15 protein-coding genes are annotated in these 21910 nt (G+C 67.9%); 10 read left to right on the top strand and 5 right to left on the bottom strand.

The annotated features are described in order from the left end of the window. The first annotated feature begins 40 nt into the window (after positions 1-40). From ACYCUK_RS03215 to ACYCUK_RS03205, 3 genes are all read left to right on the top strand, one after another. Complete coding sequence (locus tag ACYCUK_RS03215; protein ID WP_461593392.1) at positions 41-3688, top strand: transglutaminase family protein; 3648 nt, start codon at positions 41-43, stop codon at positions 3686-3688. Between the two features lie 51 nt (positions 3689-3739). Beyond that, entirely contained in the window at positions 3740-6313 is a 2574-nt protein-coding gene (locus ACYCUK_RS03210; RefSeq protein WP_461593391.1) for a circularly permuted type 2 ATP-grasp protein, read from the top strand. A 63-nt stretch (positions 6314-6376) separates the two neighbouring features. Next, complete coding sequence (locus ACYCUK_RS03205) at positions 6377-7315, top strand: transglutaminase family protein (RefSeq protein WP_461593390.1); 939 nt, start codon at positions 6377-6379, stop codon at positions 7313-7315. A 106-nt stretch (positions 7316-7421) separates the two neighbouring features. On the opposite strand, the gene ACYCUK_RS03200 is transcribed toward ACYCUK_RS03205, so the two are convergent. The 5 genes from ACYCUK_RS03200 to pdxR all read right to left on the bottom strand — a co-directional run bounded on the left by ACYCUK_RS03200 (position 7422) and on the right by pdxR (position 14207). Beyond that, entirely contained in the window at positions 7422-7769 is a 348-nt protein-coding gene (locus ACYCUK_RS03200) for a hypothetical protein (protein WP_461593389.1), read from the bottom strand. A gap of 176 nt (positions 7770-7945) precedes the next feature. Further along, positions 7946-8278: a chemotaxis protein gene (locus tag ACYCUK_RS03195; RefSeq protein WP_461593388.1), complete on the bottom strand. Its 333-nt coding sequence runs from the start codon at positions 8276-8278 to the stop codon at positions 7946-7948. A 154-nt stretch (positions 8279-8432) separates the two neighbouring features. Beyond that, the gene (locus tag ACYCUK_RS03190; protein WP_461593387.1) at positions 8433-8801 is read right to left on the bottom strand and encodes a GlpM family protein; all 369 of its coding nucleotides are present in this window, start codon (positions 8799-8801) and stop codon (positions 8433-8435) included. Between the two features lie 37 nt (positions 8802-8838). Next, complete coding sequence (locus ACYCUK_RS03185) at positions 8839-12456, bottom strand: indolepyruvate ferredoxin oxidoreductase family protein (protein WP_461593386.1); 3618 nt, start codon at positions 12454-12456, stop codon at positions 8839-8841. A 245-nt stretch (positions 12457-12701) separates the two neighbouring features. Next, positions 12702-14207 (bottom strand): MocR-like pyridoxine biosynthesis transcription factor PdxR, encoded by a 1506-nt coding sequence (gene pdxR, locus ACYCUK_RS03180; RefSeq protein WP_461593385.1) that lies wholly within the window; start codon positions 14205-14207, stop codon positions 12702-12704. A gap of 413 nt (positions 14208-14620) precedes the next feature. On the opposite strand from pdxR, the gene ACYCUK_RS03175 reads away from it, so the two are divergent. The 7 genes from ACYCUK_RS03175 to ACYCUK_RS03145 all read left to right on the top strand — a co-directional run bounded on the left by ACYCUK_RS03175 (position 14621) and on the right by ACYCUK_RS03145 (position 21905). Next, entirely contained in the window at positions 14621-14932 is a 312-nt protein-coding gene (locus tag ACYCUK_RS03175) for a hypothetical protein (RefSeq protein ID WP_461593420.1), read from the top strand. Continuing rightward, entirely contained in the window at positions 14862-15029 is a 168-nt protein-coding gene (locus ACYCUK_RS03170; protein WP_461593384.1) for a TOBE domain-containing protein, read from the top strand. The genes ACYCUK_RS03175 and ACYCUK_RS03170 overlap by 71 nt, the downstream gene beginning before the upstream one ends. A gap of 637 nt (positions 15030-15666) precedes the next feature. Further along, positions 15667-16458 carry a gamma-glutamyl-gamma-aminobutyrate hydrolase family protein gene (locus ACYCUK_RS03165; protein WP_461593383.1) on the top strand — a complete coding sequence of 264 codons (792 nt, stop codon included), beginning with the start codon at positions 15667-15669 and terminating at the stop codon, positions 16456-16458. Positions 16459-16550: 92 nt separating this feature from the next. Beyond that, positions 16551-17930 carry a glutamine synthetase family protein gene (locus ACYCUK_RS03160; RefSeq protein ID WP_461593417.1) on the top strand — a complete coding sequence of 460 codons (1380 nt, stop codon included), beginning with the start codon at positions 16551-16553 and terminating at the stop codon, positions 17928-17930. A gap of 93 nt (positions 17931-18023) precedes the next feature. Further along, complete coding sequence (locus tag ACYCUK_RS03155; protein ID WP_461593382.1) at positions 18024-19424, top strand: aspartate aminotransferase family protein; 1401 nt, start codon at positions 18024-18026, stop codon at positions 19422-19424. A 130-nt stretch (positions 19425-19554) separates the two neighbouring features. Further along, on the top strand, positions 19555-20709 hold the full coding sequence (locus ACYCUK_RS03150) for a polyamine ABC transporter substrate-binding protein (protein ID WP_461593381.1): 1155 nt from the start codon (positions 19555-19557) through the stop codon (positions 20707-20709). Positions 20710-20783: 74 nt separating this feature from the next. Next, the gene (locus ACYCUK_RS03145; protein WP_461593380.1) at positions 20784-21905 is read left to right on the top strand and encodes an ABC transporter ATP-binding protein; all 1122 of its coding nucleotides are present in this window, start codon (positions 20784-20786) and stop codon (positions 21903-21905) included. Positions 21906-21910 lie beyond the last annotated feature (5 nt).

Below are 21910 nucleotides of genomic sequence, written 5' to 3'. Positions count from 1 at the left end.
ATAGCCTTCCGCCCCCCGCTCCAAGCCCACAGGTGCCCTCATGGCCATCCACGTTGCACTCAGCCACATCACCACCTACCGCTTCGACCGGCCCGTCAACCTCTCGCCGCATGTGGTGCGCCTGCGCCCGGCGCCGCATTGCCGCACGCCCATCCTGTCGTTCAGCCAGCAGGTCGAGCCGGCCGATCATTTCATCAACTGGCTGCAAGACCCGTTCGCCAATTACCAGGCGCGGCTGGTGTTTCCGCAAAAGACCCGGCTGCTGCAGATCGCCGTCGATCTGGTGGCCGAAATGTCGGTCTACAACCCCTTCGATTTCTTCCTCGAACCCGAAGCCGAGGAGTTTCCGTTTCAGTACGCGCCCGAGCTCAAAGTCGAGCTGGCGCCTTATCTGCTGGCCGGTGCGCGCACCCCGCGGCTGGCGGCGCTGCTCGACAGCATCGACCTGACCAAGCCGCGGCGCACGCAGGACTTCATCGTCGACATCAACCAGCGCCTGCAGCGCGACATCAGCTACCTCATCCGCATGGAGCCGGGTGTGCAAACCCCGGAGCGCACCCTGGAGCTGGGCTGCGGCTCCTGCCGCGACACCGGCTGGCTGCTGGTGCAGGTGCTGCGGCATCTGGGGCTGGCGGCGCGTTTCGTCTCGGGCTATCTCATCCAGCTCACGCCCGACGTGAAGGCGCTGGACGGCCCCAGCGGCGCCACCGCCGACTTCACCGACCTGCACGCTTGGTGCGAAGTCTTCCTCCCCGGTGCCGGCTGGATCGGCCTCGACCCCACCTCCGGCCTGCTCACCGGCGAAGGCCATATTCCGCTGGCCTGCAGCCCGTCACCGTCCAGCGCCGCGCCGGTGGAAGGGCTGGTGGACGCATGCGAGGTCGAGTTCAGCCACCACATGGCCGTCACGCGCGTGTACGAGTCGCCGCGCGTCACCAAGCCTTACACCGACGACCAGTGGCAGGCGGTGCTGACCCTGGGCGAGGTGGTCGATCAGCAGCTGAACAATGGCGACGTGCGCCTGACGCAAGGCGGCGAGCCCACCTTCGTCGCCGTCACCGACCGCGACGCGCCCGAATGGAACACCGACGCGCAAGGCCCGACCAAGCGCGGCTACGCCGGCGAACTCATCGGCAAACTGATCCACCGCTACGGCCCCGGCGGCTTTCTGCACTTCGGCCAGGGCAAGTGGTATCCGGGCGAGCAACTGCCGCGCTGGGCGCTGTCGGCGGTGTGGCGGCGCGACGGCCAGCCCTGCTGGCACGACGCGTCGTTGTTCGCCGATGAACGCCTCGGCGGACGGGCCACACGCGAGGACGCCCACACCTTCATGCTGGCGCTGATCGATGCCCTCGGCGTGAACCCTTCGCATGCCCAAGCCGGTTTTGAGGACGCCTGGTACTACCTCTGGCGCGAACGCCGCCTGCCGGTGAATGTCGACCCCTTCGACTCGCGCGTCGAGGACGAACTCGAACGCAAGCGCCTGCACAACGTGTTCGAGCAGGGCCTGCGCAACCCCACGGGCTACGCCCTGCCGCTGCGGCGCGAGCCCGGTGCTGCAGACATGGGAGCGCCCCCAGGCCTGGGCGCTGCCCAGTCCGCCCCCCGAGGGGGTCAAGGAAACTTGGGGCGGCCCGGCCTTTCCCTGGCCGGGCCGCGCTGGGTCTCAGGCCCCTGGTTTTTCCGTCACGAGCGCATGTATCTGTTCCCCGGCGACTCCGCCATGGGCTGGCGCCTGCCGCTGGACTCGCTGCCCTGGGCCACCGAAGGCGAGCGCCAGACCGACTTCGCGCCAGACCCCTTCGCCCCACGCCGGCCGCTGCCCGACGCCGCGCCACTGCGGCGGCAATACAACCCTGGTGGTGGCGTGGACGCGCACCGTCCTGGCGGTGGCTTTGCCGTGGGCGGCACCGTTGCGGTGCAAGGCCAGGGTCGTGGCGCACCAGGACCGGGCGGCGCTCCCCCTCCCGACCTCCCCCACGCGTGGGGGAGGGGTGAAAGCCCCCTCCCCGCGGGTGGGGAGGGCTGGGGTGGGGAGCCCGCGAGCACTCAGCCTTCCTCTCATGTCCTCGATCCCGACCGCAAACCTGCACGCTTCGTCTCCGCCGCCAACACCGTGCGCACCGCGCTGTGCGTGGAAGCGCGCGGCGGCATTCTCTATGTGTTCATGCCGCCGCTGGCGGAGATGGAAGACTATCTGGAGCTGCTCGCCGCGATCGAGTCCACCGCGCAGCGCCTGCGGGTCAAGCTGGTGCTGGAAGGCTACCCGCCGCCGCGCGACCCGCGCCTGGTGCTGCTGCAGGTCACGCCCGACCCCGGCGTCATCGAAGTCAACATCCACCCGGCGCACCACTGGGCCGAAATCGTCGATCACACCGAGTTCCTGTACCAGGCGGCGTTCGAAACCCGCCTGGGGGCCGAGAAGTTCATGCTCGACGGCCGCCACACCGGCACCGGCGGCGGCAACCATGTGGTGCTGGGCGGCGCCACGCCGGCCGACAGCCCCTTCCTGCGCCGCCCCGACCTGCTCGCCAGCCTGGTGGCGTACTGGCACAACCATCCGTCCCTGAGCTACCTCTTCAGCGGCATGTTCATCGGCCCCACCAGCCAGGCGCCGCGGGTGGACGAGGCGCGCAACGATCAGGTGTACGAACTGGAAATCGCGCTGCAGGAACTGCGCCGCCACCGCGAGGGTTTCGGCGTGGACGCGAGCACCCCCTCGGGGGGCGGCGAACGCAGTGAGACTAGCGGCCCATACGTACCGCCGTGGCTGGTGGATCGCAGCCTGCGCAACATCCTCATCGACGTCACCGGCAACACCCACCGCAGCGAGTTCTGCATCGACAAGCTCTACAGCCCCGACAGCGCCACCGGCCGCCTGGGCCTGCTCGAACTGCGCGCCTTCGAGATGCCGCCGCATGCGCGCATGAGCGTGGTGCAGCAACTGCTGCTGCGGGCGCTGGTGGCGCGCTTCTGGGCCCAGCCCTACACCGCCGCGCTGCAGCGCTGGGGCACGGCGCTGCACGACCGCTTCCTGCTGCCCACCTTCATTGCCATGGACTTCGACGACGTGCTCACCGAGCTGCGCGACGCCGGCTTCGACTTCGACCCGCAATGGTTCGCGCCGCACCACACCTTCCGTTTCCCGCTGCTGGGCGAATACGCCGTCAGCGGCGTCAAGCTCGAAGTGCGCATGGCGCTCGAACCCTGGCATGTGATGGGCGAAGAAACCACCGCCGGCGGCACCGCGCGCTATGTGGATTCCTCGCTGGAGCGGCTGGAAGTCAAGCTCAGCGGCATGGCCGACAGCCGCCACGTGCTCGCCGTCAACGGCCGCGCCGTGCCGCTGCAACCCACCGGGCGCAGCGGCGAATTCGTCTGCGGCGTGCGCTACCGCGCCTGGCAGCCGCCCTCGGCGCTGCACCCCAGCATCGGCACCCACGCGCCCGTCACCTTCGACATCGTCGACACCTGGATGGAGCGCTCGCTCGGCGGCTGCCAATACTTCGTCGCCCACCCCGGCGGCCGCAGTTACGACACCTTCCCGGTGAACTCCTACGAGGCCGAGAGCCGGCGGCTGGCACGCTTCATCGGCCTCGGCCACACCCCTGGGCGCATGGTGGTGGCGCCGGCCCAGCCCAGCCTGGAGTTCCCGTTCACGCTGGATTTGCGCCAGCGCAAGGGTTGAGCCCGCCCCCGGCTGGACGCCGGGCCACCCTGACAATGTGACAATCGCCACATGGCAAGCCTGTTCCACACCGACCCCACCACCGACCCGGCCGACGCCCTGGTCGACCTCGCAGCCGACCTCGCCTCGCCGGTGCCACCCGGCCACTGGGACTCGCTGCGCTCCCGCCTGGGCGACGGCAGCACCGGCGCGCCGCTGGCACCGCACTGGGCGCAGTTCTTCCGCCAGCTCGGGCCCGACGGCTTCGACGGCCTGCCGGCGCGCGAAGCGCTGCTGCGCCAGCAGATTCACGACGACGGCGTCACCTACAACGTCCACGCCGACGCCGAGCAGCCCAGCCGCGCCTGGTCGGTCGACCTGTTTCCGCTGATCGTCGACGCCGCCTCCTGGGCGCAAATCGCCGCCGGCGTCGCCCAGCGCGCCGCCCTGCTCAACACCATCCTCGCCGACATCTACACCGGGCCGCAGCACACCCTGCGCGAAGGCCTGCTGCCGCCGGCGCTGGTGCAGGGCAACCCCGGCTACCTGCGCGCGCTGCACGGCCACAGCCCGCCGGGCGACTTGTGGCTGCACATCGCCGCCTTCGACCTGGCGCGCGGGCCCGACGGCAACTGGCGCGTGGTCAGCCAGCGGGTGCAGGCGCCGTCCGGCCTGGGTTATCTGCTGGAAAACCGGCTGCTCATCTCCCGCCTGTTCCCCGAAGCCTTCGGCAGCCTGCGGGTGCAGCGCCTGGCCGCCAGCTACCGCCTGGTGATGGACACGCTGCAGCGCCTGGCCCCGGGCGGGCCGCAGGCGCGCATCGTGCTGCTGACGCCCGGCCCCTACAGCGAAACCTATTTCGAGCAGGTTTATCTCGCCCGCTACCTCGGCATCACCCTGGCCGAAGGCAACGACCTGACGGTGCGCGAAGACCGCCTCTACCTCAAGACCCTGCGCGGGCTGGAACCTGTGCACGCGGTGCTACGCCGGCTGGACGACAGCTTTTGCGACCCGCTGGAACTGCGCCCCGACTCCATGCTCGGCGTGCCCGGCCTGCTGCAAGCGGTGCGCGCCGGCAATGTGCTGCTGGCCAATGCGCTGGGCGCCGGTTTCCTCGAATCGCCCGCGGTGCACGGCTTCATGCCGCGGCTGTGCCAGACCCTGCTCGGCGAGCCGCTGCTGCTGCCTTCGCTGCCCACCTGGTGGTGCGGCGAGCCGGGCGTGTGCGCCGCGCCGCTGGACGACTTGCGCGCCTGGGTGATCAAGCCGGTGCATGCCGACAGCGGCTTCGAGGCCGTCGTCACCGCCAGTCTGGACTTCGGCCAGCTCCCGGCCTGGCGCCGCCGGGTGCAGAGCGAGCCGGCGCAGGTCGCGCTGCAGCAATACCTGCCGCTGCCGCATGTGCCGGTGTGGAGCGACGGCCGCATGGGCGCGCGCGCCGCCATGCTGCGCGTCTACGCCCTGGCCGACGGCCGCGGCGGCTGGCGCGTGCTGCCCGGTGGCCTGGTGCGCACCGCGCCGCCGGGCGGCAACACCGTGTCGATGCAGCGCGGCGGCGGCAGCCAGGACGCCTGGATCATCACCGGCGAGGCGGTGGACGACACCACCATGCTGCCCGCTCCCATGCGCCCGCAAGACCTGGTGCAGCATCACCGCGTGGTCACCAGCCGCGCGGCGGAAAACCTGTTCTGGATCGGGCGCTACACCGAGCGCGCCGAGCACAGCACGCGCCTGGCGCAACTCGCGCTGCAGGCGCTCTCGGGCGACGACGACCTCGGCCCGGCGGTGTACGCCGTGCTCGACCAATGGTGCCGCCGCAGCGGCCTGGTCGAGTTCGACACGCCCGAACTTGCCGAGCAGCCGCAGGGCTTCGAGCGTGCCCTCATTCGCGGCCTGGTGGCCGGGCGGCATGCCGGCGGCATCGTGCAGAACCTGCAGGCGCTGGGGCATGCGGCGGGGCAGGTGCGCGAGCGCCTGGGGGCGGAGCACCGGCAGTGGATCGGGGCCGCGGCCGCAGTCGAAATCCTGCCGCCGTCCAGCGCCGCGCACCATGCCGACTGGCAGCCCAGCCAGGCGATGCAGGGGCTGGACCGCATCAGCGAAATCCTCTGCGCCATCACCGGCGCGCAGACCGACCGCATGACCCGCGACGACGGCTGGCGCCTGCTCAGCATCGGCCGCCACATCGAACGCCTGATCCTCATGGCCGATGCCCTGAGCAGCGCCTTCGCCACCGGCGCGGTGCGCAGCGACAGCGGCTTCAACCTGCTGCTGCGCCTGTTCAACAGCATCATCACCTACCGCGCGCTGTACCAGAAGCGGCTCGAGGTCCCGCCCTTGCTCGACCTGCTGGTGCTCGACCGCGAGAACCCCCGCGCCCTCGGCTGGGTGGCGCAAACCCTGCAGGCGCGCCTGGCCAAGCTGCCGGGCAGTGCTGCCGACCGCGAAGCCCTGCTGGCACTGGCCCCCGACCCCGACGTCTGGCACCTGCCCGAGCTTTGCGTGCAAGACGCGGCCCAGCGCCACGCCTGGCTGGAGCAGACCCTGGCGCAGATCAGCGCCAACACCTGGCGCCTGTCGGAAGAAATCAGCCGCCGCTACTTCGCCCATGTCGGCGCGGTCGATCGCAGTCTGGGTGGCTATTGAGCGGGCAGCTCGCCGCGCTCGCGCCATCGCCATCCACGCCAATTGCACGCCCCTCCCATCGCCATGAATCAGACGCAGACGCAGACCAGCACCAACCTCCTGCCGCCGCACAGCGCAGCCGGCACGCTCTACCGCGTCGAACACCTCACCGCCTACACCTACGAGGCGCCGGTGGAACTGGCCCATCACCTCGCCCACCTGCGCCCGCGCGACGAAACCACGCAGCAATGCGTGCTGCACGAATGCGTCGTCGAGCCCGCGCCCGACCACGCCAGCGAAGGCCGCGACGTGTTCGGCAACGCCCGCCGCCTGTTCGCCTTCTACACCCCGCACGACACCTTGAGCGTCAACGCCATCAGCCTGGTGCGGGTGCAGGCGCCGACCCCGCCCGACTTCGCCGCCAGCCCCGCCTGGGACCATGTGCGCGACCTGCTGCTCTACCGCGCCGGCAAGCCCTTCGTGGCGCAGGCCGAATTCAGCTTCGGCAGCCATTTCTCGCCGCTGTTCGCCCAAGCCACCGCCTACGCCGCGCCCAGCTTCACCCCGCGCCGCCCGCTGCTCGAAGGCGCGCTGGACCTGATGCGCCGCATCCACGCCGATTTCACCTACGACCCGGAAAGCACCGAGGCCCACACCCGCGCGCCGCAAGCCCTGGAACTGCGCCACGGCGTCTGCCAGGACTACGCCCATGTCATGCTCTCCGCCCTGCGCGGCGTGGGTCTGGCGGCGCGTTACGTCAGCGGCTACCTGCGCTCGCGCCCGCCGCCCGGCGAAGCGCAACTGGTGGGCGCCGACGCCTCGCACGCCTGGGTGGAGGTCTGGTGCCCGGCGCATGGCTGGGTCGAGTTCGACCCCACCAACGACCGCCAACCCGCGGCCGACTACGTGCGCGTCGCCGTCGGCCGCGACTTCGCCGACGTCTCCCCCCTGCGCGGCGTCATCCGCGGCGGTGGCGAACACACGCTGGACGTGGCGGTCAGGGTGAGTGCCGTGGAGGAGTGAGTCGGGGCGGCATCCGCTCATGTGTGAGCGAGTGGGCCACGCACGTCAGCGCGGTCCGGCAGGCGGGTGCAGGGTCAGCAGGCCCTGCTTGCCATGCGCCGATGCATCACCCATCCCGCCCAGGCGCAGCAGGCCAGGTCGGCCAGAATTGCATGCTGCCCAGCAGGGCGTGGTTGAGCCGCGCGGCGGCGATCAGCCCCGGGGCGTTGGCGCCGAAGTAGAAGCCGAAGTGCTCGGGCCGCACGCCATAAAGGCCGATGAGCACGGACGGCGCGGCGATGATGTAGGCGAACAGGCTCGCCTGGGTCAGCGCCGCAGTGGCCGCCTGCGGCAGATAGCTGCGGTCGTGCAGCAGCGCGCGGTAGGTGCGCAGCGGATGGTCGTCGCGGTGGGGCGGGGCGACCATGCCGGCATCGCGCTGAAGCACGGCCTGTTGCGCAGTGGCATGGCTCATGGCGATGCCTGCATGTGTGCTGCGGACATCCACCGAGTTGCCCGACCCCCTTGCATGGATCCCACCGCGGCCGACGCGTCGCGCAGCGGGCAGGCTCTCCGGCAGGGTCAGCGCGCCGAGGAGATGCAGACCAGGCCGAAGCCAACCAGCACGCCGAACACACAGCGCCAATCGCTTCAGCGCCAGGCCGCATAGCCCGCCAAGACCGTGGCCAGCAGCGCCAGGGCCAGCGCGGCGGCGCTCCACCAGCGCTGCCGGCGTTGGGCCGCGGCCAGTTCCACCCCGGCCTGCTCCAGCGCGCCCAGCGCCTGCTGCAGTTGCAGCGCCAGCTCGCGCACATGCTCGGCGTTGCGCGTCACGGCGGTTTGCAGTTCGGCCAGTTGCTGCTGGCTGGCATCGGCCGCTTCCCTGGCCTGCTTGCGCTGGCCGAACACCGGCAGCGCAACCTTGGCCAGCGATTCGAGATAAGGCAGGGCGGTGTTGAGGGCGGCAAGCCAGGAGGCGGGCATGATGGGGCGAGATTGTGAATGTGGAGATGCGCCGGGCGATGCGGCGCGGTGCGCGGCAAGGCACAAGCGTATCGGCAAATCGGCGTGAGCTTGCGCGCGGGCGCGGCGCGACAGTCGCTGATGTCGCGCCGCTGATGCCCGGCGGCCAGCGCCCTCAGCCCGCGTGCAGCCGCGACCAGGCCAGGATCAGCACGCCCGCCGCCAGCAGCCACAGCAGCGTGGCGCTGGCCAGGGCCCACCCCAGCGGCAGGCGGTCGGCCAGGGCGTACACCGCCAGCAGATACGCCGCATACGGCAGCATGGCCCACAGCCCGAACACCACCGTAGCCCTGAGCGCGGCAGGCCCGTGTTCACGCCCCACCAGCACATGGGCGATGAGGGCGAAGGTCGGAAACAACGGCACCAGCCCGGCGACGACGTAGTTGCGGCTGGCCGCGAGCACCGCGATGAGCAAGGCTGCGGCAGCGCCGAGCGCGGCCTTGAGGGCGAGGGTCAGCATGGGCGCGATGGTGCGCGCGCCCATGGCTGGTGTGGACGCGCGGCGCCGCCGCAAGCGCCGCTCATGCGGCGACGTTGGCGACGTTGTCCGCCGCAGCGCGCGGCAGCACGGCCTCACCACCCTCGCGCCACTGCCGCATCAGCCCATCCCACTGCGGCAGCACCTGGGCGAGATGCCGGGCGCGGATGTGGCCGTAGCCGCGGATGTGCTCGGGCAGGCTGGCGATCCGCACCGCCAGCGCCAGATTCTGCGGCGTCAGGCCGGCGAGCAGTTCGTCCACGGTGGCGCGGTAGCGGGCCAGGGTGGCGCGGTCCTCGCGGCGTTCCGCGGTGCGGCCGAACAGGTCGAGCGCGGTGCCGCGCAGCGCCTTGCCGTGGCGCAGCAGCTTGAACAGGCTGCCGATCCAGGGGCCGAACTCGCGCTTGACCAACTCGCCCTTGGTGTTGCGCTTCGAGAGCATGGGCGGGGCCAGATGGTAATGCAGCTTGAAATCGCCTTCGAACTGGCCTTGCAGTTGTTGCGCGAATGCGGGGTCGGCGTGCAGCCGGGCGACTTCGTATTCGTCCTTGATGGCCATGAGTTTGAACAGGCCCTTGGCCACGGCCTCGCCCAGGCGTGCGGATGGCAGCGCAGCCTCGGCGCTCCGCACCCGGGCGACCACCTCGGCGTACTGCGCCGCATAGGCCGCGCTCTGGTAGGCGGTGAGGAACTCGACGCGGCGCTTCACCACTTCGTCCAGCGACGGCCGGCGCGCCAGGGTGATGACCTGTTCCGTGGTGGCGAGCGCGGCGAAGCCTTGCGGATCGTGCGCGGCGCGGCGCCCCCATTCGAATGCGGCCTTGTTCTTCTCCACCTGCACGGCATTGAGCTCGAAGGCGCGCAGCAGTGCGGCGTGGCCCAGCGGAATCCAGCCTTTTTGCCAGGCGAAGCCGAGCAGCATGGGGTTGGCGTAGATGGCGTCGCCCAGCAGGCGCAGCGAGGCGGCTTCGGCGTCGAAACCGGCCACCTGGTCGGCGCCGGCGGCCTGGGCGATGGTCTGGCTGCAGGCCGCGCCGGGGAACTGCCAGTCGGGCTGGTGCACGAAGGTGGCGGTGGGCGCGCCATGGGTGTTGAGCGCCACGAACGTGCGGCCCTCGCGCACGCGGGAGAGGGTTTCGCGGTCGGCGGTGACGATGGGGTCGCAGCCGAGGATGAGCTCGGCCTCGGCCATGGCCACGCGGGTGGTGTGAATCTGCTGTGGCGTGTCGGCAATGAGCACATGGCTCCAGGTGGCGCCGCCTTTTTGCGCCAGGCCGGCAGCGTCTTGCGTGACGATGCCCTTGCCTTCGATATGCGCCGCCACCCCCAGCAGCTGGCCGATGGTGATGACCCCGGTGCCGCCAACCCCCGCCACCAGAATGCCGTAGCAGCCACCGCCGGCGCGGTCGGCCTTCACCGGTGCAGGGACGACGGGCTCGGGCAGCGGCGGCAGCGCGTCGAGGTTCGGTCCCTGCTTGGCCACGGGCTTGCGCAACTGCCCGCCTTCCACCGTGACGAAGCTGGGGCAGAAGCCCTTGAGGCAGGAAAAGTCCTTGTTGCAGGTGCTCTGGTTGATGGTGCGCTTGCGGCCGAACTCGGTTTCCAGCGGCTCCACCGACAGGCAGTTGCTTTGCTCCGAGCAGTCGCCGCAGCCCTCGCACACCAGGGGGTTGATGACCACGCGGCGGGCCGGGTCCACCATCTTGCCGCGCTTGCGCAAGCGGCGTTTTTCGGTGGCGCAGTATTGGTCGTAGATGATGACCGTCACGCCCGCCACTTCGCGCAGGCGCAGCTGGATGGCGTCGAGTTCGTCGCGGTGGTGCACCGTCACGCCGGAGGCGAGGTCGGTGACCTGCTGGTACTTCTCCGGCTCGTCCGTGACGACGACGATCTCCCGCGCGCCCTCGGCCTGCAGTTCGCGGCTGATCTGCGCCACGCTCAGGCTGCCTTCCACCGGCTGGCCGCCGGTCATGGCGACGGCGCCGTTGTACAGAATCTTGTAGGTGATGTTGGCCTTGGCCGAGATCGCCTGGCGGATGGCGAGCAGGCCCGAGTGGTAGTAGGTGCCGTCACCCAGATTGGCGAACACATGCTTGTCTTTGGTGAACGGCGCCTGGCCCACCCAGGCCGCGCCTTCGCCGCCCATCTGGCTGAAGGTGGAGGTGCTGCGGTCCATCCACACCACCATGTAATGGCAGCCGATGCCGGCCAGGCCGCGCGAGCCATCGGGCACGCGGGTGCTGGTGTTGTGCGGGCAGCCGGAGCAGAACCAGGGCGGGCGTTTCTCGCCCACCGGCATGGCGGCAAGCGCGCGCTCCTTGGCGTTGATCACGTCCACGCGCTGCTGCACGCGGCGCTGCACGTCCACCCCGGCCTCGCGCAGAATGCCCAGCCGTTCCAGCCGACCGGCAATGGCGCGGGCGATGACCGCGGGGTTCAAGTCGCCCTTGGCCGTGAGCAGCCAGTTGGCGCCGGGATTGGGCTGGCTCCATTCGCCGCCGGAGTTGTCGCCAGGAAGCTCGTCGAACTTGCCGATCACGTTCGGGCGCACGTCTTCGCGCCAGTTGTAGAGTTCTTCCTTGAGCTGGTATTCAATGACCTGGCGCTTTTCCTCCACCACCAAAATTTCTTGCAGCCCGGTTGCGAACTCGCGCGTGAGCTGGGCCTCCAGCGGCCACACCACGGCCACCTTGTGCAGGCGGATGCCGAGTTGCGCGCATGTGGCGTCGTCCAGCCCGAGGTCGGCCAGCGCCTGGCGGGTGTCGTTGTAAGCCTTGCCCGAAGCCATGATGCCGAGACGCGCATGCGGGCTGTCGATGACGGTGTGGTTCAGCCGGTTGGCGCGGATATAGGCCAGCGCGGCGTACCACTTCACGTCCATCAGCCGCGCTTCCTGGGAGAGCGGATCGTCCGGCCAGCGGATGTGCACGCCGCCTTCGGGCATGGCGAAATCGCTCGGCAGTGCAATGCGCACGCGGTCCGCCGCCACGTCCACCGAGGCCGACGACTCGACCACTTCCTGGATGGTCTTCATCCCCGCCCAGACGCCGGAATAGCGGCTCATGGCGAAGGCGTGCAGGCCCAGGTCCAGGATGTCCTGCACATTGCTGGGGAAGAACACCGGCAGGCCGCAGGCCTTGAAGATGTGGTCGCTCTGGTGCGCGGCGGTGGAGCTTTTCGCCACATGGTCGTCGCCCGCCACCGCGATCACGCCGCCGTGTTTGGCGGTGCCCGCCATATTGGCGTGCTTGAACACGTCCGAGCAGCGGTCCACGCCCGGGCCCTTGCCGTACCAGATGCCGAACACGCCGTCGAACTTGTTCTGCTCGGGGTAGAGGTCGAGCTGCTGCGTGCCCCACAAGGCGGTGGCCCCAAGCTCCTCGTTCACCCCCGGCTGGAACACGATGTTGTTCGCCGCCAGCTGTTTCTGGGCCTTCCACAGCGCCTGGTCGTAACCGCCCAGCGGCGAGCCGCGATAGCCGGAAATGAAGCCCGCGGTGTTGAGCCCGGCCAAGGCATCGCGCTGGCGCTGCAACAGCGGCAGGCGCACCAGGGCATGAATGCCGCTCATGAAGGCGCGGCCGGATTCGAGGGTGTATTTGTCGTCGAGCGAAACCAGCTCGAGCGCCCGACGGATGGATTCGGGCAAAGGTGCGTTCATGGCGCGTGTCTCCTGAGTGGCGGCCTGTGCAGGGTATGCGGCCAGCCGGTGCAGCGCAAGCTGCGGTTTGTGCGTCCGGCCCTGGAACGTGTTGCACCCCGGGCCGCCTCCGCGCCTTGTGGGCGCGGGCTGATCATCAGCAGGACGATGCTAGTGCGACAACGCCGGAATTGCCAGAACGCGCGGGGAAAACACGGCTCGACGCGCAGCTCGGCGGACCGCGCGCCAGGCCCGTGCGCCAAGCTTCAATCCAGCGCTTGCCGGATCAGCTCGCACAGCTTCTTGGCCCACGGCGCCACGCGTTCGGTGGGCACGTAGGCGTAGCCGAGGATGAGGCCTTGCCGGTGCGGCTCGCCGATGGAGTAGCGCGACAGCGGGCGCACCGTCATGCCCTGGGCGTCGGCGGCGGTGGCGATGGCTTCGTCGTCGACGCCGGGGTCCTGGAACACCAGGCACAGATGCAGCCCCGAGTCCTGGCCGGAGATGCGCACGCGGTCGCCCAGACATTGCTGGATGTGCCGCGCCAGGACGTCGCGCCGCGTCTGGTAGGCCACGCGCAGGCGGCGGATCAGGGTGTTGAGGTGGCCTTCGGTGATGAAGTCGGTGAGCGCCGCCTGCAGCATCAGCTGGCCCGGCCGGTACAGGTCGTACAGCCCGGTGTTGAAGGCCGGCACCAGGTCCTTGGGCACCACCAGATAACCCAGGCGGATGCCGGGATACATGACCTTGGAGAAGGTGCCCGAGTACAGCACCTGGGCATGCTCGTCCAGGCCTTGCAGGCTGGCGTAGGGGCGGCCGGTGTAGCGGAATTCGCTGTCGTAATCGTCTTCGAAAATCCAGCAGCGGCGGCGCGCGGCGAACTCCAGCAGGGCACGCCGGCGCGGCAGGCTCATGACATGGCCGAGCGGGTACTGATGCGAGGGTGTGACGTAGATCAGCCGCGGGTTGCCCTGCCAGTCGGTGGCCGATGGGGCGATGCCTTCGGCGTCCACGCCGATGGGCCGCAGCTTCAGCCCCGCCGCCTGCAGTGCGCGGCGCGCGCCCCAGTAGCAGGGGTTCTCCACCCAGGCCTCGTCGCCGTGGTCGGTGAGCAGGCGCGCGGCGAGGTCGATGGACTGCTGCGTGCCCGAGGTGATGAGCACCTGCTCGGGCGTCACCCGCACCGAGCGCGACAGCGTGAGGTATTGGGCGATGGCCACGCGCAGCGGCATGTAGCCGCCCTCCTGGCCGTAGTCCAGCAGGTTGCGGTCCAGGCTGCGCCAGTATTTGGCCTGCAGCTTCTGCCACAGCTGGATGGGGAATTCGGTGAACTCGATCGCCCCCGGGGCGAAGGGCTGCACCTCGTACTGCGCCGAGCCCGAGCTTTGCGTCAGCAGGCAGCCGCGCTGCGACAAATCGCGCGGGTTGGCGTCGGCCTCGCGCGCCTGGCGGGCGCGGCTGGAGTTGGCGGGAGTCAGCGGCCGCTGGTCGGGCAGGGCGTCCGACACATAGGTGCCGCTGCCTTGCTGCGCCGTGAGGTAGCCCTCGGCGACGAGCTGGCCCACCGCCGACATCACGGTGTTGCGCGACAGGTCGAGGTCGCGGGCCAGGTCGCGGGTGGACGGCAGCTGCGTGCCGGCGGTGAGGTGCCCGCCCAGGATGGTGCTGCGCAAGGTCTGGTACAGCCGACGGTTGAGCGGTGCGGCGTGATGCGGGTTGTCGGCCCGGTGCAACTCGGTCAGCAGCAGTTCGGCAAGATCGTAAGAACGCATGGAGGCGAGGCGGTCCTGGAGCGGGCGGTGACGCAAGCTTAAGTGGCTCCATCGAAAAAACCTAGAGCACCCAGACGCATGAGGCCATTGATCGCGACCGTGCGCAAACCGATCAGCGCCGCCGGATGGGATGCGTTCGATTATCGTGGAGCGGTGAGCAATTATCGAGTCATTCGAGTTTTTGGATTTTCATTCCATCATGGGCCGATTTTCTCGCGCCCCACCGGATGCGCCATGCAACCGAATGCCGGGATGCAGCCTGGCGACCGACGCCAGGCACCAAGCCCGCGCTGCGATGGGGTTCTCACGCACCAAGACGGGGTTTATCAAAGCCCGGGACATTCCCCATAAAGTGTTACAGATGAAGGTGAAAATTACACCAGACCGTAACCTGGGATTCCTAGAATCGGCTGATGGATTCTCCCTCGTCCTGGCATTCGACGCGCACTTCGGAAAATCACCGCGATGATTTTCGCGAAGCCAGCACAGCGGCATCGGCCGACGGTGAGCTCGATGGCCAGGACGGCGAGCGGCCGGAGAAGATCGTGCTGTTCGCGCCGGGTGCCGCCTTGCCGGATGGCTGGAACGCCCTGGAGGGGCGCATCGAGCTGGTCACCTATATCGGCGTGAGCCATCAACCATCACAGCGTCGCGGTGGACGGCGGACCAGCCTTCACCGTGGTCGCCCAGAACCTCGGCGCGGGCTTGTCCCCGCAGCGTGGTGATGCCGTGCAGCTGGGCTGGCAGCCGCACCACACTTTTATGGTCGAACCGTCCAGCGTCCTCGCTCCGGAGCAAGACAATGAAACGCACACGCCCTGAATCCGACACCTGCCAAGTCGACGGCGCCGACCTGCGCCTGTCCCCCGTGCTGCTGCGCGGCCTCACCCAGCCTCGCTTGTCCGAGATGCTGAAAATGAACCGGCATCGCGGTGAAATACCTCGAACCCATCCAGTCCAACCCCGAGTTCTTCGCCAAGGTCGCGGCGCTGCTCAAGTCCGGCGAGGCCACCGGCTACGACCTCGCGGTGATGATGTGACGTCGGCATGAGCGCCCCCAAACCTGCCGCTTCGCGTCAGGCCCCCCGAGGGGGCGAGGAAACCTGGGAACGGCCCGGCGTTTCCTCGGCGGCCTGGTTCTGGCCGGGGTGAACGCGCTGGTGGCGCGGCGCAACCCGCCCCTGCCATAAGCCTGGCAGGACCGGGCACGGCCGGCCTCGGCGGGCACCCGGCGCAGCCAAGGCTGCAGACACCACTGGCCCTCACCGAAAAGCCGATAGTGGCACTTCCGAGGGTGCCATTGTTGACGTATCTTTGTTCATCGAAAGCCAAAAGATCCAGGAAAACCCGTAGCTTAGGTGGTTTCAACGGTCGTCTGCATCGCCGCCAAAGTGGCCGAAGCCGTTCCCGAATAGGCCACCGCTTCAAGCCGCCCGTTTCGCATCCTGAACTCGCTCGTATGCAATCCGTCCTGCCCCTGGTGGCCGTGTCCACCGACCTCAAACTCCTCGCCGGTCACCCGACCTACGCGGTGGCGCAAAAGTATGTCGACCCCGTGCGCGACTTGTCCGGCTGCCTGCCGCTGCTGCTGCCCGCGCTGGGCGACACGCTGCCCATCGACGCCCTGCTCGACGCCGTGCATGGCCTGGTGTTCACCGGCTCGCCGTCGAATGTGGAGCCACGCCACTACGGCGCGGCCCTGGCCAACCCCGAATCCCCCGCCGACCCGGCGCGCGACGCCACGACCCTGCCGCTGATCCGCGCTGCCATCGCCCGCGGTGTTCCGGTGTTCGGCATTTGCCGCGGCTTCCAGGAAATCAACGTCGCCCTCGGCGGCAGCCTGCTGCAAGAGGTGCACAACACCGAAGGTTTCGCCGATCACCGCGAGGATGGCGATCTCGACATCGACGGCCAGTACGGCCCCGCCCACGCCGTGCACGCCGTGCCCGGAGGCTGGCTGGAAGGCATGGTGGACGCGTCCAGCTGGCAGGTCAACAGTCTGCATGGCCAGGGCATCAAGACCCTGGCGCCCGATCTGCTCGCCCAGGCGCACGCGCCCGACGGGCTGGTCGAGGCCTACAGCCATCGCCACGCCCCCGGTTTCCTGCTCGCGGTGCAGTGGCATCCGGAATGGCAGGCCGCCAACAACCCCGTTTCGCGCAAGCTCTTCGCCGCCTTTGGCGATGCCTGCCGCGACCATGCCAACCGCAATCGCGAACGTCTGCGCCCCCCTGAAGCGAAAGCCGCCTGAAGCATGCTGTCCGGACGAACCCGTCCAGGCACCGACTCTGCGACCCGACACCTCGAGGTGCAACCATGAAACGCGATCTGGAAACCGAAAACATGAATACCGACAACCGAAAACAGTGGACCTTCAACGATCTGGAGCGATGGTTGAACGAGCGCCGCATCACCGAAATCGAATGCCTGGTGCCTGACCTCACCGGCGTGGCGCGCGGCAAGATTCTGCCGCGCAGCAAGTTCACCGAAGACCGCGGCATGCGCCTGCCGGAAAGCATCATCGGCCTGACCGTGACGGGCAACTGGCCGGAAGACTCGAATATCGACCAGCTCATCGCCGACACCGACCGCGACATGAATCTGGTGCCCGACCCCAGCACCGTGCGGGTCGTGCCCTGGGCCACCGACCCGACCGCGCAGGTGATTCACGACTGCTATTCCAAGGATGGCGAGCCGGTGGACTATGCGCCGCGCACGGTGCTGAAAAACATCATCAAGCTCTACACCGACAAGGGCTGGGCGCCGGTGGTGGCGCCGGAGCTGGAGTTCTATCTGGTGGATAAAAACACCGACCCCGACCAGCCGCTGCGTCCGCCCATCGGCCGCTCGGGCCGGGCTGAAACCTCGCGCCAGCACTACAGCATCGACGCGGTGAACGAGTTCGATCCGCTGTTCGAGGACATCTACGACTATTGCGAGGCGATGGATCTGGACGTGGATACGCTGATTCACGAAGTCGGCGCGGGGCAGATGGAAATCAACTTCCTGCACGGCGATCCGCTGGACCTGGCCGACAAGGTGTTCTTCTTCAAGCGCACCCTGCGCGAAGCGGCGCTGCGCCACAATATGTTCGCCACCTTCATGGCCAAGCCCATGGCCGGCGAGCCCGGCAGCGCGATGCATGTGCACCAGAGCATCGTCGACCGCAAGACCGGGCAGAACATTTTCAGCAACCCGGACGGCGAGGCTTCGCCCGCTTTCGCCCACTACATCGGCGGGCTGCAGAAATACATTCCGCACGTCATGGCGCTGTTCGCGCCCTACGTCAACTCCTACCGCCGCCTGGTGGCCAACACCGCCGCGCCCACCAATGTGGAGTGGGGCAGCGACAACCGCACCGTGGGCATCCGCGTGCCCAACTCCAATGCGGAGAACCGGCGCATGGAAAACCGCGTCATCGGCGCCGACGCCAATCCCTATGTGGCGCTGGCCGCCAGCCTGGCTTGTGGCTACCTCGGCATGGTCAACGAGATCGAGCCGCTGGCCGAAATGAAGAGCAATGCCTACAACCGCCCCAACGCCATTCCGCTGCCGCAAAGCTTGAGCGAGTCGGTGCGCATGCTGGACGACGTGCCCGAACTGGAACAGATTCTGGGCAAGCGTTTTTGCGGCATCTACAAGGCCGTGAAGATGAGCGAGTACGCCGAGTTCATGAAGGTCATCAGCCCCTGGGAGCGCGAGCACCTGCTGCTGCATGTTTGAAGACAACCATCCCCGAACCCGTTCACGCATTGTTTGCACAGACCGGACCACGAGCCGGTCGGCAATCCTGATCAGCATCGCGCGGAGACCCGCATGAAACTCAACGACCTACCCACTTTCGACACCGCCACCCTGCGCGCCAAAGACGCCGCGCACCACCTGCATCCGTTCACCGACACCAAGGACCTCAACGCCGGCGGCAGCCGTGTCATCGTGCGCGGCGAAGGCGTGCGCATCTGGGATTCCGAGGGCCACGAAATCATCGACGGCATGTCCGGCCTGTGGTGCGTCAACCTCGGTTACGGCCGGCAGGACCTGGTGGACGCGGCCACCCGGCAAATGCAGCTGCTGCCGTTCTACAACGCGTTTTTCCGCACCACCACCGCGCCGACCATCGAGCTGGCCACGCTGCTGGCCGACGTGGCGCCACCCGGCTTCGAGCATGTGTTCTTCACCAACTCGGGGTCCGAAGGCAACGACACCATCATCCGCCTGGTGCGCCGCTATTGGGACCTGATGGGCCAGCCGCAGCGCAAAACCCTCATCAGCCGCCACAACGCCTACCACGGCAGCACCCTGGGCGGGGCGTCGCTCGGCGGCATGAGCGGCATGCACGCGCAGGGCGATCTGCCGCTGCCGGGCATCACCCATATCGACCAGCCCTACGCCTTGCAGCATGGCAGGCCGGGCGAGAGCGAGCATGCCTTCGGCCTGCGCGCGGCAGGCTGGCTGGAGGCCAAGATTCTGGAGCTGGGCGCCGACAAGGTGGCCGCCTTCATCGGCGAGCCGGTGCAGGGCGCCGGTGGCGTCATCATCCCGCCGGCCAGCTACTGGCCCGAGATTCAACGCATCTGCGACAAGTACGGCGTGCTGCTGGTGTCCGACGAAGTCATCTGCGGCTTCGGCCGGCTCGGCACCTGGTTTGGCTGCCAGCATCCGCACATCAATTTCCGTCCCGACCTCATCACCTTCGCCAAGGGCGTGACCTCGGGCTACCTGCCGCTCGGCGGCGTGCTGGTGAGCGACCGCGTCGCCCATGTCCTCATCGAGCAGGGCGGCGATTTCAACCACGGCTTCACCTACTCCGGCCACCCCACCTGCTGCGCCGTGGCCATCGCCAATGTGCAGGCGCTGCGCGCCGAAGGTGTGGTGCAACGCGTGGCCAACGACACGGCGCCCTACCTCGGCGCGCAGTTCGCCACCCTGGCCGACCACCCCCTGGTGGGCGATGCCCAATCCTTGGGCATGGTCGCGGGACTGGTGCTTTACAAGGACAAAGCGACGCGCACCTTGTTCGATGCCGAGCTGGGCGTGGGCTACCGCTGCCGCGACAACTGCTTCAAAAACGGGGTGGTGATGCGGGCCGTGGAGGAACGCATGATCATCGCGCCGCCACTGGTCATCAGCCACGCTGAAATCGACGAAATGATCCGCCGGATTCGACGCAGTCTGGACGACACATTGGCTGGTCTTCGGGCCGATGGGCTGCTATAAACCCGTTGCGCCGTGCAACTGACGCCAAGACGGATGCGAGACAACAAAACACGCCCTATTGGCATCAAACTTGCATAAATTACTCACGCGCTTGTCACAACCGGTCTAACCACTTCAAAGGGGAGTTTTGATGCATCGCAAACCGAGTCTGAAATCGCCGCTTTCGACAATCTCGATCGCGGCCAAGCTGGTGTCCACTTTGGCGCTGGGCTTCGCTGCGCTGGGCTTCAGCGCCAGCCAACCGGCCGCCGCGGCCGACAACGTGCTGAACATCTACAACTGGTCCGACTACATCGCGCCCACCACGGTGCCCGATTTCGAGAAAGAAACCGGCATCAAGGTGCGCTACGACACCTTCGATTCCAACGAAACGCTGTTCGCCAAAATGGTCGCGGGCGATACCGGCTACGACCTCGTCGTGCCCTCGTCCAACTGGGCCGCCATCGACATCAAGGGCGGCCTGCTGCTGCCCATCGACAAGTCCAAGATTCCCAACTACAAGAACCTCAACCCCGAGTTGATGAAGCTGTTGGCGCAGGTCGATCCGGGCAACAAATACCTCATTCCCTGGATGTGGGGCTACACCACCGTGGGCATCAACGTGGGCAAGGTCAAGCAGGCGCTGGGCAGCACGCCCATGCCGGCCAACCCCTGGGACCTGGTGTTCAACCCCACCTATGCCAACAAGCTCAAGTCCTGCGGCATTTCCTTCCTCGACTCGGGCGGCGACATCATGGAGGCGGCCTTCAACTACCTCGGCATTCCGCAAGCCACGAACAATCCGGCCGACTTCGAGAAGGCCTATGCCATGGTGCAAAAAATCCGCCCTGATGTGAGCGAGTTCTCTTCCAGCGGCTACATCAACGACCTGGCCGGTGGCAATATCTGCGCCTCGCTCGGCTGGTCGGGCGACATGGGCATCGCCTCGCACCGCGCCAAGGAAGCCAAGAACGGGGTGGACATCAAGGTCTTCCCGCCCACCCATGGCGCCGTCATCTTCATCGACACCATGGACATCCCGGCCGATGCCAAGCATGTCGACAACGCCTACAAATTCCTCAACTACCGTCTGCAACCCAAGGTCTGCGCCGCCGACACCAACACGGTGTACTACGCCAACCCGGTGCCAGCCTCGCTGCCCATGGTGCTGCCGCGCGTGAAGGACAACGACTACGTCTTCCTCGACCAGGCGATGATGAACAAGCTCATCCCGCCCAAGGTCTACACCAGCGAGGAACGCCGTCTGGTCACCCGCCTGTACACCAAGTTCAAGACCGGTCTGTAAAGCCTGCGCCGCCCGCAGCGCAGCACCGCGCCGCGCGGGCGGCATCTTCCAGCGCAAGCCACGAGAACTCAAACATGGTGGAGACCAGCAACAAGGGGGCACCCTTGCCTCAAGCGGGCGGAGCCTTTTTCAAGATCGACCAGGTGACGAAGCGCTTCGGCGATGTCACCGCGGTCGACAACATCGAACTCGACATCGCCAAGGGCGAAATCTTTGCCCTGCTCGGCTCCTCGGGCTGCGGCAAGTCCACCTTGCTGCGCATGCTCGCCGGGTTCGAGACGCCCAGCAGCGGCCGCGTGTTTCTGGCGGGCGAGGACATCACCGATCTGCCCCCCTACGAGCGTCCGATCAACATGATGTTCCAGTCCTACGCGCTGTTCCCGCACCTCACGGTGTTCGACAACATCGCCTTCGGCCTGCGCCGCGACAAGATGGACAAGCGGGCCGTGACGCAGCGGGTCGAGCAGATGCTCGATCTGGTGCAACTCAAGCCCTACGCCAAGCGCAAGCCGCACCAACTCTCCGGCGGCCAGCAGCAGCGCGTGGCCCTGGCGCGCAGCCTGGCCAAGAGTCCCAAGATGCTGCTGCTCGACGAGCCTCTTGCTGCGCTCGACAAGAAGTTGCGCGAGCGCACCCAGCTCGAACTCGTGAGCATTCTGCGCAAGGTCGGCGTGACCTGCGTGATGGTCACGCACGATCAGGAAGAGGCCATGACCATGGCCGACCGCATCGCCGTGATGCGCGAGGGCCGCTTCCTGCAACTGGGCACGCCCAGCGAAATCTACGAACACCCGCAGACCCGTTTCGTCGCCGACTTCATCGGCAACGTCAACCTGTTCGAAGGCCGCCTCGTCACCGACGAGCCCGACCATTGCGAAGTGCGTTGCGACGACGGCCTGTTCCACATCGGCCACGGCATCGCCGGCACCCTGGGCATGGAGCTGAACGTCGCCCTGCGTCCCGAAAAAATCTTGCTCGAGGCCGGGCATCACGCGCACCCCAACAACGCCCTGCACGGCGTCATTTGCGCACGCTCCTACATGGGCAGCTACACCGTGTACGAACTGCAGCTGCCCACGCAGCGGCGCATGCGCGTCACCGTGTCCAACGCCGACCGCCATGCCGACCCTTTCGACGTCGGCACCGCGGTCACCGCGAGCTGGGCCGCCACCTCGCCCGTGGTCATCGTCGACTGAAGGCG

This window comes from Thiomonas sp. (assembly GCF_054608695.1).
The sequence above is the reverse complement of the archived record's forward strand: the minus strand, read 5'-3'. Positions and strand labels throughout refer to the sequence as shown.

What these genes read in the sequence shown, in the direction of transcription:
- ACYCUK_RS03215 (WP_461593392.1), top strand. Translation starts at nt 41, where the DNA reads ATGGCCATCCACGTTGCACTCAGCCACATCACCACCTACCGCTTCGAC.
- ACYCUK_RS03210 (WP_461593391.1), top strand. Translation starts at nt 3,740, where the DNA reads ATGGCAAGCCTGTTCCACACCGACCCCACCACCGACCCGGCCGACGCC.
- ACYCUK_RS03205 (WP_461593390.1), top strand. Translation starts at nt 6,377, where the DNA reads ATGAATCAGACGCAGACGCAGACCAGCACCAACCTCCTGCCGCCGCAC.
- ACYCUK_RS03200 (WP_461593389.1), bottom strand. Translation starts at nt 7,769, where the DNA reads ATGAGCCATGCCACTGCGCAACAGGCCGTGCTTCAGCGCGATGCCGGC.
- ACYCUK_RS03195 (WP_461593388.1), bottom strand. Translation starts at nt 8,278, where the DNA reads ATGCCCGCCTCCTGGCTTGCCGCCCTCAACACCGCCCTGCCTTATCTC.
- ACYCUK_RS03190 (WP_461593387.1), bottom strand. Translation starts at nt 8,801, where the DNA reads ATGGGCGCGCGCACCATCGCGCCCATGCTGACCCTCGCCCTCAAGGCC.
- ACYCUK_RS03185 (WP_461593386.1), bottom strand. Translation starts at nt 12,456, where the DNA reads ATGAACGCACCTTTGCCCGAATCCATCCGTCGGGCGCTCGAGCTGGTT.
- pdxR (WP_461593385.1), bottom strand. Translation starts at nt 14,207, where the DNA reads ATGCGTTCTTACGATCTTGCCGAACTGCTGCTGACCGAGTTGCACCGG.
- ACYCUK_RS03175 (WP_461593420.1), top strand. Translation starts at nt 14,621, where the DNA reads ATGGATTCTCCCTCGTCCTGGCATTCGACGCGCACTTCGGAAAATCAC.
- ACYCUK_RS03165 (WP_461593383.1), top strand. Translation starts at nt 15,667, where the DNA reads ATGCAATCCGTCCTGCCCCTGGTGGCCGTGTCCACCGACCTCAAACTC.
- ACYCUK_RS03160 (WP_461593417.1), top strand. Translation starts at nt 16,551, where the DNA reads ATGAATACCGACAACCGAAAACAGTGGACCTTCAACGATCTGGAGCGA.
- ACYCUK_RS03155 (WP_461593382.1), top strand. Translation starts at nt 18,024, where the DNA reads ATGAAACTCAACGACCTACCCACTTTCGACACCGCCACCCTGCGCGCC.
- ACYCUK_RS03150 (WP_461593381.1), top strand. Translation starts at nt 19,555, where the DNA reads ATGCATCGCAAACCGAGTCTGAAATCGCCGCTTTCGACAATCTCGATC.
- ACYCUK_RS03145 (WP_461593380.1), top strand. Translation starts at nt 20,784, where the DNA reads ATGGTGGAGACCAGCAACAAGGGGGCACCCTTGCCTCAAGCGGGCGGA.